General features: G+C 73.2%; 11 protein-coding genes. 6 read left to right on the plus strand and 5 right to left on the minus strand.

Annotated elements, in window-relative coordinates; translation table 11 throughout:
- Positions 1 to 118 precede the first annotated feature (118 nt).
- A complete protein-coding gene (locus M1203_RS01850) occupies positions 119 to 2,014 on the plus strand; it encodes a class I adenylate-forming enzyme family protein (protein ID WP_249947656.1) in 1,896 nt (631 codons plus the stop codon).
- On the opposite strand, the gene M1203_RS01855 is transcribed toward M1203_RS01850, so the two are convergent.
- Together M1203_RS01855 and M1203_RS01860 are read right to left on the minus strand one after the other, a co-directional pair.
- A complete protein-coding gene (locus tag M1203_RS01855) occupies positions 2,007 to 3,887 on the minus strand; it encodes a GNAT family N-acetyltransferase (protein WP_249947657.1) in 1,881 nt (626 codons plus the stop codon). The two genes, M1203_RS01850 and M1203_RS01855, sit on opposite strands and share 8 nt — an antisense overlap.
- 29 nt (positions 3,888 to 3,916) lie before the next feature.
- On the minus strand, positions 3,917 to 5,074 hold the full coding sequence (locus tag M1203_RS01860; protein ID WP_249947658.1) for a glycerate kinase: 1,158 nt from the start codon (positions 5,072 to 5,074) through the stop codon (positions 3,917 to 3,919).
- A 160-nt stretch (positions 5,075 to 5,234) separates the two neighbouring features.
- Between M1203_RS01860 and M1203_RS01865 the strand changes: the two genes are divergently transcribed.
- From M1203_RS01865 to M1203_RS01885, 5 genes are all read left to right on the plus strand, one after another.
- On the plus strand, positions 5,235 to 5,756 hold the full coding sequence (locus M1203_RS01865; RefSeq protein ID WP_249947659.1) for an NUDIX hydrolase: 522 nt from the start codon (positions 5,235 to 5,237) through the stop codon (positions 5,754 to 5,756).
- A gap of 96 nt (positions 5,757 to 5,852) precedes the next feature.
- Positions 5,853 to 7,055, plus strand: a complete 1,203-nt coding sequence (locus M1203_RS01870) for a MerR family transcriptional regulator (protein ID WP_249947660.1) — start codon at positions 5,853 to 5,855, stop codon at positions 7,053 to 7,055.
- Positions 7,056 to 7,088: 33 nt separating this feature from the next.
- Positions 7,089 to 7,730 carry a hypothetical protein gene (locus M1203_RS01875; protein WP_249947914.1) on the plus strand — a complete coding sequence of 214 codons (642 nt, stop codon included), beginning with the start codon at positions 7,089 to 7,091 and terminating at the stop codon, positions 7,728 to 7,730.
- Between the two features lie 121 nt (positions 7,731 to 7,851).
- Complete coding sequence (locus M1203_RS01880; RefSeq protein WP_249947661.1) at positions 7,852 to 9,108, plus strand: hypothetical protein; 1,257 nt, start codon at positions 7,852 to 7,854, stop codon at positions 9,106 to 9,108.
- Positions 9,109 to 9,181: 73 nt separating this feature from the next.
- Positions 9,182 to 9,904, plus strand: coding sequence for a Sir2 family NAD-dependent protein deacetylase (locus tag M1203_RS01885; protein WP_249947662.1), 723 nt, complete (start codon positions 9,182 to 9,184; stop codon positions 9,902 to 9,904).
- 28 nt (positions 9,905 to 9,932) lie between these two features.
- On the opposite strand, the gene M1203_RS01890 is transcribed toward M1203_RS01885, so the two are convergent.
- From M1203_RS01890 to M1203_RS01900, 3 genes are all read right to left on the minus strand, one after another.
- Positions 9,933 to 10,463 (minus strand): methylated-DNA--[protein]-cysteine S-methyltransferase, encoded by a 531-nt coding sequence (locus M1203_RS01890; protein WP_249947663.1) that lies wholly within the window; start codon positions 10,461 to 10,463, stop codon positions 9,933 to 9,935.
- An 11-nt stretch (positions 10,464 to 10,474) separates the two neighbouring features.
- Positions 10,475 to 11,956, minus strand: coding sequence for an AlkA N-terminal domain-containing protein (locus M1203_RS01895; protein ID WP_249947664.1), 1,482 nt, complete (start codon positions 11,954 to 11,956; stop codon positions 10,475 to 10,477).
- Positions 11,957 to 12,021: 65 nt separating this feature from the next.
- Positions 12,022 to 12,603 (minus strand): O-acetyl-ADP-ribose deacetylase, encoded by a 582-nt coding sequence (locus M1203_RS01900; protein ID WP_249947665.1) that lies wholly within the window; start codon positions 12,601 to 12,603, stop codon positions 12,022 to 12,024.
- Between the last annotated feature and the right edge of the window lie 35 nt (positions 12,604 to 12,638).

Below are 12,638 nucleotides of genomic sequence, written 5' to 3' on the forward strand. Positions count from 1 at the left end.
CGGCGCGCTCGCCGTACGGCGAATGATCGTGAAGGGCCCGGACGCCTCCCCGCGTCCGGGCCCTTTTCCGTGCCCTCCCTCTTCCGCCGCCCCCGGCGCTCTGGAAGGATCGACCGCCATGACCGGGGGATCGATACACCAGCTCTTCGAGCAATGGGCGCGGCGGACGCCCGACCACTTCGCCGTCATCACCGACAGTGACCGGATCGACTACGCACAGCTGGACGCCGACGCCGGACAGCTCGCCGCGTATCTCACCGCGCACGCCGGACTGCCGGCTTCCGGTTCCACCGTCGCCATCTGTACACGGCGCCCGCACGAGGTACTGGTGTCGATCCTCGCCGTACTGAAGTCGGGCCACGCGTACGCCGTGCTGAACCCCACTGCTCCGGCCCAGGAACTGCACCGGTTACTCGGCCTGACCCGGGCCAAGGCGGTCATCACCGACGAAGCGCTGTTGCCACGGGTCGATGACGGCCGGGAGCGGACGGCCATCTGTCTGGACACCGACGCGACGGCCATCGCCCACGCGGTACCCGCTCTCCGGGACCCGGCCGAGCGGGCGCCCGGCGGACCGGCCGCCGTACTGCTCACGGCGGGCACGACGGGACGGCGCACGGCTGTACCCACCGGGCACGACCGGCTGCTCGCCGCGTACTCCGCCTGGTCCGCGGTCTACGGGGTGTCGCCGGAGGACCGGGTGCTGGTGACCGCGCCGCCCGCGACCACCGAGTTCACCGGCGGGTGGATACGTGCCCTGTGCTCCGGCGCGACGCTGGTCCTCTCCGAACGGCCGATCACGGCCGAGGGGATCACGATGGAGCGGGTCACGGTCGCGGAGATGAGCCCCGCGACCGCCGTCCGGGTGCTGGACACGGAGCTGCCGTCCCTGCGGCTGCTCGCGGTGGGCGGCGCGCCGCTGCGGCTCGATGAGCAGCTGCGGCTCCAGGCGCTGCTGCCGGCCGCCGGAGCACGGGTGCTGAGCGTGTACGGGACGGCGGAGGTCGCCGGCTGCGGTACCTGGTTCGAGCCCGAGCAGCTGCCCGGCCCCGTGGCGAACCCGGAGCGGGCCGCCTTTCTGGGGCTGCCGTTCCCGGGATGCGCGGCCGAACTGCGCAAGGGGCGGATCTGGCTCACCCCGCCGGAGGGCGGCGACGCGGTCCCCACCGAGGACGCGGGACGGCGACAGGGCGAAGGGCCCATCGAGTTCCGCGGCAGGACCGCCGACCAGGTCACGATCGACGGCAGGACCGTCGACACCTACCGGGTGGAGACGGCGCTGGCGGGTCACCCGCATATCCAGGACGTGGTCATCACCGGGGACCGGGGCCGCACCGGAAGCCGTCTGATCGCCTTCGTGGTGCCGAGCCCCCGGGCTCCGTTCGGCGCCGCGCCGGAGGCGGCCTCCCTGCGTGCCGGGCTCACCGGCCTGGTCCCGGCGGGCGACGTCCCGGAGGTGGTGGTGCGCCTCGGAGAGCTGCCGACGAACGCGGCCGGAAAAGTGAACCGGGAGAAGCTGCCGCTGCCGCCGGTCCCGGGGGCGGTGCGCGCGAGCGGCAAGAGCGGGGCGGGCGAGGACATGACCGAGGGCGCGATCGCCGCCCTCGTCGGGGTCGTCGCCGGTTTCCTCGCCGCCGTACTCACCGGCGTGATCTTCCCCGGCGCCACGGATGTGTCCGGGGTGCCGGCGCCGTGGAACGCGCTGTTCATGCTGCTCTATCTGGCCGAGTGGCTCGCCTTCGCCGTCGGGATGGGGTTCCTGGTGGTGGGACGGCGGGTGATGCTGCGGCGGAGCGAGTCGCGGGGGCTGACGGCCGCGGCTCATCTGGCGATCGTCTATCTGCTGGTGTCCTGGTGGCCGCAGGACAACCTCTACCGGCTGACCGCCAAGACGGACTGGCCGCGGCAGGCGGCTCTCGTCTGGGCCTTCAATGTGCCGTTGATGATCGCGGCGTTCATCGTGATGGTCTGGGTGGTGGCGTCGCTGCCCGCCGTCAGGAAGCAGGTCAGGTAGCTCCGGCGGACCGGTCGACGGGGGCGAAGATCCGGCCGAGATCCTGAGCCGCGCCGGTGACCAGCGCCTCGGCCGCGTCGAGACGGTCCGGTGTCCGGGCACCGAGCAGGACGCCCACGAACGGGGCGGGGTCGAAGGCGGCCGTGGGGATCGAGGGCACGAGCACCGCACCGATCCCCGCGCAGCGGCCCGTCAGTTCCTCCAGCCAGGCGATGAGTTCGGTGTCGGGGAGCCGGGCGCCGAGCGGGACGTGATCGAGCGAGCGTACGAGATGATCGCCGCCCCTGGTCTCGTCGAGGCGGGCCTTCACCATGAAGGCGACGGACGGTCCCGTCAGCCGCAGATTGATCTCCGTCGGTGCCAGCCGACCGTCGGCGGCGGTCACGAAATCGACGTCGTACCAGCCGCGGTAGCCGCTCTCGGCGAGTTCGAGGCCGACGGCCTGCCCGAACCGCAGAGCGATCGAGGCGGCCTGCTCAGGGACGGCGCCGGGGCCGACGGTCGCTCCCCGGTACGCCGTGTCCGCCACGTCCATCCGCGCGGCGCCGACATCGTGCACCGTGCCGGCCGTGTCCACGAGGCCGTCGTAGGTGAGGTCGCGCGGAACGTCGCGCGGGAGGTCCCGCGCTGTGCCCTCGCGACCGGAGGCGGAGTGAGGGGAGGCGGAGTAAGGGGAGGCGGGGCCGTCCGTCAGGTAGTCCTCCACGAGGAGCGGGCCGGGGGGAAGCGCGCGCAGCACCGGCAGCAGAGCGCGTACGGACCTGACCACATGGGTGCCCGAACCTCCCACGCCGTGCTCGGTCTTGACGACTCCGCCCTCGCCGGAGCGGATCCGCGCGAGGAGCAGCCGGGCCGCCTCCCATCGGTTGGCCGCCGTCCGCTGAACGGGCACGGTGATGGCGGCGTGCGCGGGGGCCAGCCGCTGGAAGAGGGTGTTGGCCGCGCTCTTGGACTCGTAGCGCAGTGCTCCGGGCGGCAGTGTCTCCCCGGACAGCTCCCCGGACGGTCCGGTGTGGCCCCACGGTACGAAGGGCAGCCCGAGCCCGCGCAGCCGGCGGGTGAGGGCGGGGCGGGCGAGGATCGCGGCGGCGAGCCCGGAGGGGGGAGCGTCGTCGGCCGGGGCGGTCTCGGCCGGGGCAGCGTCGGTGGCGTGAGCGGCCTCGGCGGTGTGAGCGGCGGCGCCGAGCCCGTCGTACACCTCCACCGATTCCCAGGCCAGTTGGCGGCACAGCAGCTCGACCCAGCCCGGGGGCACCGTCTCCGGCAGCACAACCGCGGCCGGGTACGGACTGCCCAGCACGGCCAGGCAGGAGTAGTGTCCGCTCGCCCGGCGCGCGAGCGGGGTCAGTTCACCGAACTGCGCCTGGAACTCACCGACATTGCCGAGCTGTACGGTGCGCAGACCGCGTGTCCAGGCCCGTACCCAGGCCCTGCGCGGAGGCGGTTCCACCAGGAGGCGGGGCAGCGCGCCCCCGCCGCGGACGGGTCGCGCGCCCAGCGCCCGGTAGAAGTCCACCGCGTGCGGGTCGGAGTCGATGGTCAGCCGCTCGAAGCCCCACGCGCGCGCGGTGTCCAGGACATGGGCGAACAGGGCACGGCCGATGCCCAGTCCGATCACGCGTGGTTCGACGAAGAGCAGACCGAGCGTGCCGTCCGGGGCCCGGCCCTCCAGCGAGGCGACGCCCAGGGCTTCCCCTGACATCTCGTCCTCGGCGACCACGAGCCGACGCTCCGTCATCCGACCGGCGGAGATGGTCAGTTCGTCACGGCAGGCGGCCAGGAACGCCTCGTCGTAACCCCAGTGCGCCTTCGAGCGCAGCACGAGCGCGCTCAGCGCGCACGCCTCGTCGGGGCGCGCCTCCCGTATTCGCACGCCCCGACTTTAGGCCCTCCCGGCAACGTTCAGAGCAGGAAGTCCCGCGCGATCTCCGTCGCCAGGCGTTCCAGCAGCGGGCCCGCCTGTGCCATGGAGACGGCCGGGTCCGGTTCCAGCCCGCTGAGGGCGTAGGCGCGGCGGATGCCCGCCCTGCCCAGGGCCTCCGGCGGGAGGCTCAGCCGGCCGCAGACCGCGATGACCTCGATATGCCGGGCGCGGGCCGCCGCCGCGACGCCCGCGGGGGCCTTGCCGTGCAGGGTCTGCTCATCCAGGGAACCTTCGCCCGTGATGACGAGGGTCGCCCGGGACAGGGCGTCGGCGAAGCCCAGCACATCGAGCATGACCTCGATCCCGGGACGGAAGCCCGCGCCGAGTCCGACCAGCGCGCCGTAGCCGATGCCGCCGGCCGCGCCCGCGCCGGGCGAGTGCGCGAGATCGGCGGCACGGGGGCCGATGGACGTCTCCAGGACCGTGGCGTAGTGGGCGAGGGCCGCGTCGAGGGTGGCGACATCCTCGGGGCTCGCGCCCTTCTGCGGCCCGTAGACGGCGGGGGCGCCCTTGGGTCCGGTCAGCGGATTGTCGACATCGCTGGCGAGCACGATCTCCGTCCTGGCGAGCCGTTCGTCCAGACCGGAGAGGTCGGCGGTGGCGAGGTCGCGCAGCCCCCCGCCGCCCGGTCCTACGGGCTGCCCCGCCGCGTCCAGGAAGCGGGCGCCGAGCGCGGCGAGCATTCCGGCGCCGCCGTCGGTCGTGGCGCTGCCGCCGACACCGAAGACGATGACGCGCGCGCCCGCGTCCAGCGCGGCGCGCAGCAGCTCGCCCGAGCCGTAGGTGGACGCCGTCAGCGGCGCGAACACCCCGTCGGGCAGACACTGGAGGCCCGAGGCCTCCGCCATCTCGACGACGGCCGTACCGTCCCGCAGCGCGTAGGCGGCGGTCAGCTCGTCACCGAGCGGTCCGGTGACCCGTACCTCGCGTCGTTCGAAACCGGCGGCCACGGCCGCCGCGACCGTACCGTCGCCGCCGTCCGCGACGGGCAGGGTCTCCACCGCCACCTCGGGAACGATCCGACGCAGTCCCGCCGTCACCCGCTCCGCGACCTGTACGGCCGTGAGGGAACCCTTGAACTTGTCCGCCGCGATGAGCACGCGTGCGGCCTCCGTTGCTGCTCCGTCCGTCACCATGTATCCCTTTGCTCTTCGAACAGGCAGTCGCGCCGTTCCCGACCCTATCCGGACGGCGGCTCCGTGCCCATAGGCCGCCGTTGTGCGCCCACGGGCACCGCCCGCGGTGCCCGTCCCCGCCGCCGGACACCGCCGTCGGACACGGCCTAGGCTTTCCCGTGTGACACACACCGATACGGACAGCGATACCGATACCGACTACGCCACCTACATCGCGGGTCTCCCCCGCGTCCTCGCCGGCGCGGCCGTCCTGTTCAGGGACGGCGCGGGACGCGTGCTGATCGTCGAGCCCAACTACCGGGACGGCTGGGCGCTGCCCGGCGGGACCATCGAGTCCGACGACGGCGAGACGCCTCGCCAGGGCGCCCGGCGGGAGACCCTGGAGGAGATCGGCCTCGACATCGAGCCGGGACGGCTGCTGGCGATCGACTGGGTGGAGGGGAAGGCCCGGCCGCCGATCGCCGCGTATCTCTACGACGGCGGGGTGCTCGACGACGAGCGGCTGGCGGCGATCCGGCTCCAGGAGGAGGAGCTGCTGTCGTGGCGGTTGGTGGACCGCGCCGAGGTCCCGGCGTATCTGCCGGGCTCGCTCGGACCGCGGGTACTGGCCGCGCTCGACGTACTGGATTCCGGCGCGGGCGCGGTGGAGCTGGAGAACGGGCACCGGGCCGGCTCGTCGTAGCACCGCCGGGTGCGAGGGTGCCGGTGACCGGTGCCGGTGACCGGTGGCCGGTGGAGAGTTGACCCTCAGGTTGGCTGAACGTCGACAATCACCGGCATGGACCTCGACACCAACGGCACCGGTCATCTCCTGGGCATCAGCGCCTTCGCCCGGCGCGTCGGCCTCGCGCCGAGCGCGCTGCGTTTCTACGACGACTGCGGGGTGCTGCGGCCCGCCCGGGTCGATCCGACGACGGGCTACCGCTTCTACCGCCCCGACCAGGACATCAGGGCCCGGCTGCTGCGGAGCCTGCGGGCCGCGGGGCTGCCGCTCGCGGAGGTCACCGTCGTGCTCGACGGCGACGAGGGCGAGGCCCGCGCCGTGCTGGAGCGGCATCGGAACACCGTACGGGACCGGACGCGGACGGCCGACGCGACGATCGAGGCGGTGCTCCGGTCCCTCTCCGGTGACGGAGCGCGCGCGGATTCCGGGGCCCGGGGCGATTCCGGGGCCCGGGGCGAGTCCGGAGCCGGGGGCGAGTCCGGAGCCGAGGCCGTCACGCTCGTACGGCTCGGGGGCGTGGAGCTGGCGAGCGCGCTCCGCCAGGTCGTGCCGGCGGCCGGGCACGACCCGGAGCACCCGGAACTCGGCTGCGTCCTCGTCGAGATCGACGACGGCGAAGTCCGGCTGGTGGCCACCGACCGCTACCGGCTGTCGACGCGGGTCCTGAGGCCGGTGGCGGCGGTCGAGGGGCCCGCCCGCCGGCTGCTGCTGACGGCCGGTTCCCTGCCCGGGATCGGGGCATGGGCAGCGCGGTGTGCCGCCGTGACGATCGAGGCGGGCCCGGACGGCGCCGTACTCCACGAGACGGCGGGCACCGCTTCCCGCGAACTCCCCGTCTCGACCGCTCTGTTCCCCGCGTACCGGGAGATGCTGTCGGCACTTTCAGCGCCTCGGCACCGGCTGATCGTGGACCGGCCGGCCCTGCTCGACACCGTCAACGACCGCGGCGAGACACCGGCGATCGTGCTGCGGCTCGGCGAGGACGAGGTGGCCGTCTCCCTGCCCGACCACTCCCGGGCCACCACTCTGCCGGCCGTCCGCCACGGCGAAGGGCCCCTGCGTATCGGCTTCGACCCCGCCGTACTCGCCCCCGCCCTGGAGGCGAGCGTCGGCCCCGACGTCCTGCTGGAGATCGCCACCGTCAGCGAGCCGGTGGTGGTGCGCTCGGCGGACCAGGGCAGCTTCACCACCCTGGTGATGCCCATCGGCCTCGACACCGCGACCGTCCGGCCCACGCCCACCGACGCGTCGCGCTGACAAGGAAAACCGACAAGGAGACGAGAAGTGGACATGGACCCGGACAACCCCGTCGTAGGGCTCTGCGCGCAGGGCATGCGGGCCGAGGCCGAGGGCCGGGAGGACGACGCGCGCGAGCTGTTCCTCCGTGCCTGGGAAGCGGCCGGGGACGACTTCGAGGCATGCGTCGCCGCGCACTATCTCGCGCGCCATCAGCCGACCCCGGAGGAGACCCTGCGCTGGAACCAGGAGTGTCTGGCCCGCGCCGACCGGGTCGGCGACGCACGCGTGCGCGGCTTCTACGCCTCCCTGCACGGCAACATGGGCCGGGCCCAACTCGCTCTCGGCAGGCCGGGACAGGCCCGTGCGCACTTCCACTCGGCGGCCGAGCGTCTTGACGACGTACCACCAGGACCGTACCGGGACTGGGTCCGGCTCTGTGTCGCCAGAGGGCTGCGGGCCACCGACGACGCGCCCTCGGCGGACGATCCGGTCCGTGACCTGCTGGCGCGGCTGTGCGCCCGCGCCGATCTCGAAGCGCTGAGTCTGCTCCTTCCCGCCTATATGGGCAGTCTCGGCACATCCGAGGACGAGGAACGCCTCACCACCGCCCTGCGGATGCTCCACGCCGAGAAGCGGCTGCCCGCCCCCGAGCAGTCCGCGCTGAGCGCGGCCATCACGCTGCGCGCCGCCTGACACCGTTCACCGGGTGGGAGATTGACGGTCCGTCAGGGGCGTTCCCCCACGTTCATTCCGAGTTGGCCCGCCGTGCACGACGGCGCGGCATCATCCTGGAATCCCAGGACTCGGAGGCATCATGCGAAGCCATCCACGCGGCCGGTTCGCGGCCCTGTTCATGTCCATGGTCGTGGTGTCGGCCGTTGTCGCCGGCGCCGGGGCGGCGCAGGCCCTGCCCTCCTCCGAGGCCGCGCCGCCCGCCACCCTGCCCAGCCGCCCCGCCGCGCTGCCCGCCCGTGTCGACGGCGGTACCTGGCAGTCCGGCCATCTCCAGGGCATGGCCATCGACCGCCGCAAGGGCCGTATGTACTTCTCCTTCACCAACCTCCTGGTGAAGACGGATCTGGCCGGCAAACCCCTCGGCTCCGTCACCGGCTTCACCGGCCACCTCGGTGACCTGGACTTCAACGAGGAGGACGGACGGGTCTACGGCTCGCTGGAGTACAAGGCCGCGAAGGCGTTCTACATCGCGGTCTTCGACGGCGACCGCATCACCCGGATGAACATGGACGCCGCGTCCGCCGGCGTGGTCTCCACCGTCCATCTCCAGGAGGTCGTGAAGGACTACACGGCGGACATGAACGGTGACGGCGTCTTCGACGGCGACACCGCCAGGACCGCCGACCACCGGTACGGCTGCAGTGGCATCGACGGCGTCGCGTTCGGGCCCTCCTTCGACCGCGAGGGCGGTACGAAACTGACCGTCGCGTACGGGGTCTACGCCCACACCGGCCGCCAGGACAACGACAATCAGGTCCTGCTCCAGTACGACGTCCGGCAGTGGAAGCGGTACGAGCGCCCGCTCACGGAGGACGCCCCGCACACGAGCGGCCCGTCCTCCCCCGACGGCAAGTACTTCGCGTACACCGGGAACACCACCTACGGCGTGCAGAACCTGGAGTACGACGCGGAGAGCGGCAATTGGCTGATGGCCGTGTACAAGGGCACCAAGCCGGGCTTCCCCAACTACTCGCTCTTCGTCGTCGACGGCTCCAAGCGGCCCGTGCGGGGCACCGTCCCGGGCCAGCGGCCGTCCGAGCAGGGGCAGTTGCTGTCGCTCCTGCCGCGCGGGCTGCATGACCCGGCGTCCGGGGTGTACGGCTGGGAGTCGGCCGGACAGTACGGGCTGATCTCGCTGGGCGGCGGGCGCCACTACGTCGCCGAGGCCGGTACGGTCCAGGTCGACGGCGTCACCCGGCAGACCGGCCGCGCTGTCCTGCACCGCTGGACGGGGCTGACCCCGAACCCCTTCGCGCCCGTGTCACCGGCGCCGCCGGTCGAGCCCGTACCGCGTGCGGGCGCCGTACGGGCCGAACGGCCGGTGCAGCGCCCCTGACAAGCCGGGGGATCCGCGCCGGCCGGCGGGGAATCCGCTCGCCGTCCCCGGCGTGGCTGCGTACGCTCGCGGCATGACTCTCGTCGCGATCCTCAGCGGCGCCGGGATCTCCACGGACTCCGGCATCCCCGACTACCGTGGGCCTGGCGGCCTGTGGCGGCGCGATCCGAGCGCCGAGAAGCTTGTCACGTACGAGTCGTACATGACGGATCCGGAGATCCGCCGCCGCTCCTGGCGGATGCGGAGCGAGAGCCCCACGCTGCGCGCCGAGCCCAATGCCGCGCACGTGGCGGTGGCCGAGCTGGCGCGGGCGGGGACGGCGGTCCGGGTGATCACCCAGAATGTGGACGGCCTCCATCAGCGGGCCGGGCTCCCCGCCCGCAAGGTGCTCGAACTCCATGGCACGGCGCGGTCGGTGAGCTGTACGAAGTGCCATGCGCGCTCCTCGATGGCGGAGGCGCTGGCACGGGTGGCGGCCGGTGAGCCGGACCCGCCCTGTCTGGAGTGCGGCGGGATCCTCAAGTCGGCGACGGTGATGTTCGGCGAGCGGCTCGATCCGGAGGTGCTGGCCCAGTCGATGGCGATCGCGAAGGCCTGCGAGGTGTTCCTCGCGGTCGGTTCGACCCTTCAGGTGCAGCCGGCCGCCTCGCTCGCGGGGATCGCCGCCGACCACGGGGCCCGGCTGATCGTCGTCAACGCCGAGCCGACGCCGTACGACGACCGCGCCGACGAGATCGTCCGCGAGCCGATCGGTACGGCGCTGCCCGCGCTGCTGAAGCGGTTCCACCCCGGCTGACCGGGGGCGGCCCCCGGGGTGGGCGCGGTCAGAAGAGCGTGGCGGCGGCGTTGGCGGGAGCCTCGGCCGCCGCTCCCTCGAAGATCAGCAGCCGCTGCTTGCGGTCGAGCCCGCCGCCGTAGCCGGTGAGTCCGCCGGTCGAGCCGATCACCCGGTGGCAGGGCACGATGATGCTGATCGGGTTCTTGCCGTTGGCCAGCCCCACCGCGCGCGAGGCACCCGGCTTGCCCAGGGAGTCGGCCAGTTCGCCGTACGAACGCGTCTCGCCGTACGGGATCCGCAGGAGCCCGGCCCAGACCTCGCGCTGGAACGGGGTGCCGTTCAGCCGCAGGGGCAGATCGAACTCGGTCAGTTCACCGTCGAAGTAGGCGCCGAGCTGGCGTACCGCCTCCGCGAAGGGGCCCGGGTCCGGCTCCCCGAAGGTCTCCTCCGGCGGGCGATGCCGCTGCCCGGCCATATAGAGGCCGCTCAGCGTGCCGTCGGTGGCGACCAGGGTCAGGGGTCCGTAGGGGCTGTCGATCACCGTGTGGACGATGTGCTGCCCATGTTCCGCTGTCATGACGAACTTCCTTACACGGGAAGGTGGTTGATGGCGTGGTCCTCGGTGGCCCACAGATACTGCACGGCATACGCCCGCCAGGGCCGCCAGGCGGCGGCGCGCGCGGTGAGCGCGGCGGGTGTGGACGGCAGGCCGAGGCCCGCGGCGGCCCGGCGCATACCGAGATCCGTCGGCAGGAACGCGTCGGGGTCGCCGAGCGCGCGCATGGCGATCACCTCGACCGTCCACGGCCCGAACCCGGGCAGGGCGATGAGCTGTTCCCGCGCCCTGTCCCAGTCGCTGTCGGGGCCGAGCCGGAGCGTGCCGTCGGCGAGAGCCGCGACCAGCGTGGTGAGGGTGGTACGTCTGCTGCGCGGCAGGGCCAGGGCCTCGGGGTCGAGCGCGGCCAGGGCCTCGGGGGCCGGGAAGAGATGGGTGAGCCCGCCCTCGGGGTCCTCGACCGGCTCGCCGTGCGCCGTGACCAGCCGGGCCGCGTGGGTACGGGCAGCCGCCGTGGAGACCTGCTGGCCGAGCACGGCGCGCACGGCGAACTCGGCGGCGTCCACGGTACGGGGCACGCGCCGCCCCGGTGCCTTGTCGACCAGCGGGGTCAATTGCGGGTCGGCGCGCAGCTGTTCGTCCACGGCCACCGGGTCGGCGTCCAGGTCGAGCATCCGGCGGCAGCTGCTGATGGCGAGCGTGAGATCGCGCGGGTCGGTGAGCGAGAGCCGGCACGCGATGTGGTCGGGGCGGGGGGTGAGGGCGACGATGCCGTGTCCGTACGGCAGGGAGAGCGTGCGGCGGTACGCGCCGTCCCGCCACTCCTCGACTCCGGGCACCGCGGTCGCGGCGAGATGCCCGAAGAGATTGTCGGGGGTGAGGGGCGCCCGGAACGGCAGCCGCAGCGAGATCACGCCGGGGGTGGTCGCCCGTTCCGTACCGCGCGCACCGCGGTGACCGCGTGCGCGCAGTTCGCTCGGTGACAGCGCGAAGACCTCGCGGACGGTGTCGTTGAAGGCCCGGATCGAGGAGAAGCCGGCCGCGAAGGCGACGTCCGCCATGGGGAGGCCGGTCGTCTCGATCAGCAGCCGGGCGGTCTGCGCGCGCTGGGCGCGGGCCAGGGCGAGCGGCCCCGCGCCCAGTTCGGCGAGGAGCTGCCGCTCGATCTGGCGCGCCGAGTAGCCGAGCCGGCCCGCCAGCCCGGGGACGCCCTCGCGGTCGACCACACCGTCCTGGATGAGCCGTACGGCGCGGGCGACCGTGTCGGCGCGGGCGTTCCACTCCGGGGAGCCGGGGCTGGTGTCGGGCCGGCATCGCTTGCAGGCGCGGAACCCGGCCTGCTGGCAGGCCGCTGCGCTGGGGTAGAAGGTCATGTTCTCGGCCTTGGGCGGCACCACGGGACAGCTGGGCCGGCAGTAGATCCCCGTGGTCAGGACCGCGGTGAAGAACCAGCCGTCGAACCGCGCGTCCTTGGACCTGACGGCCCGCACACAGCGCTCGGTATCGGTGTACATGGCTCCAGCATCCGTGACGCGAGGGCTCTCGGCTGGCAGAAATCCGACATCAACCTCCGGACGACTCAGCCGTCCCGAATGGCCAACGCCGTCTCGAACGCCTTGTACACCCGCTGTTCGAAGAGCACGAACCGCACTTCCTCGAAGGACGCCCCTCCCGCCGGGCCCTCCCCGCTCCGTCTCTCCGAAGGCCCGGTGGTCTCCCGGGCCGCCAGGGTCTCGCGGACGGTGCGCACGGCGATCCGGGCGGCGTCGTCCAGCGGCCACCGATGGGTGCCGGTGGACACCGCGGGCAGCGCGATCGTGCGCGCCCCCAGCTCGGCCGCGACCTCCAGCGAGGTGCGGTAGCAGGAGGCGAGCAGGCTGGACCGGTCGTCGTACCGTACCCAGTGCGGCCCTACGGTGTGGATCACCCAGCGGGCCTGGAGACGGCCCGCCGTGGTGGCGACGGACTGTCCGGTGGCCACCCCGCGGCCGTATGTGGATTCGCGCAGCTCACGGCACGCGTTCGTGAGAGCCCGCCCGGCGCGGGCGTGGAGCGCGCCGTCGACACCGGAGCCGCCGAGCAGCCCGGAGTTCGCGGCGTTGACGAGCGCGTCGGCGCGCTGATACGAGATGTCTCCGAGGACGAGAGTCAGCTTCGTCACGTATGACCTCCTCGGGCCCGGCACGGGCCCTGCTC

The organism is Streptomyces sp. 35G-GA-8, assembly GCF_023534745.1.
Lineage (GTDB): Bacteria > Actinomycetota > Actinomycetes > Streptomycetales > Streptomycetaceae > Streptomyces.

Excerpts from the sequence above, each read along its gene's own strand:
- M1203_RS01850 (WP_249947656.1), top strand. The coding sequence starts at position 119 with ATGACCGGGGGATCGATACACCAGCTCTTCGAGCAATGGGCGCGGCGG.
- M1203_RS01860 (WP_249947658.1), bottom strand. The coding sequence starts at position 5,074 with ATGGTGACGGACGGAGCAGCAACGGAGGCCGCACGCGTGCTCATCGCG.
- M1203_RS01870 (WP_249947660.1), top strand. The coding sequence starts at position 5,853 with ATGGACCTCGACACCAACGGCACCGGTCATCTCCTGGGCATCAGCGCC.
- M1203_RS01875 (WP_249947914.1), top strand. The coding sequence starts at position 7,089 with ATGGACCCGGACAACCCCGTCGTAGGGCTCTGCGCGCAGGGCATGCGG.
- M1203_RS01880 (WP_249947661.1), top strand. The coding sequence starts at position 7,852 with ATGCGAAGCCATCCACGCGGCCGGTTCGCGGCCCTGTTCATGTCCATG.
- M1203_RS01885 (WP_249947662.1), top strand. The coding sequence starts at position 9,182 with ATGACTCTCGTCGCGATCCTCAGCGGCGCCGGGATCTCCACGGACTCC.
- M1203_RS01890 (WP_249947663.1), bottom strand. The coding sequence starts at position 10,463 with ATGACAGCGGAACATGGGCAGCACATCGTCCACACGGTGATCGACAGC.
- M1203_RS01895 (WP_249947664.1), bottom strand. The coding sequence starts at position 11,956 with ATGTACACCGATACCGAGCGCTGTGTGCGGGCCGTCAGGTCCAAGGAC.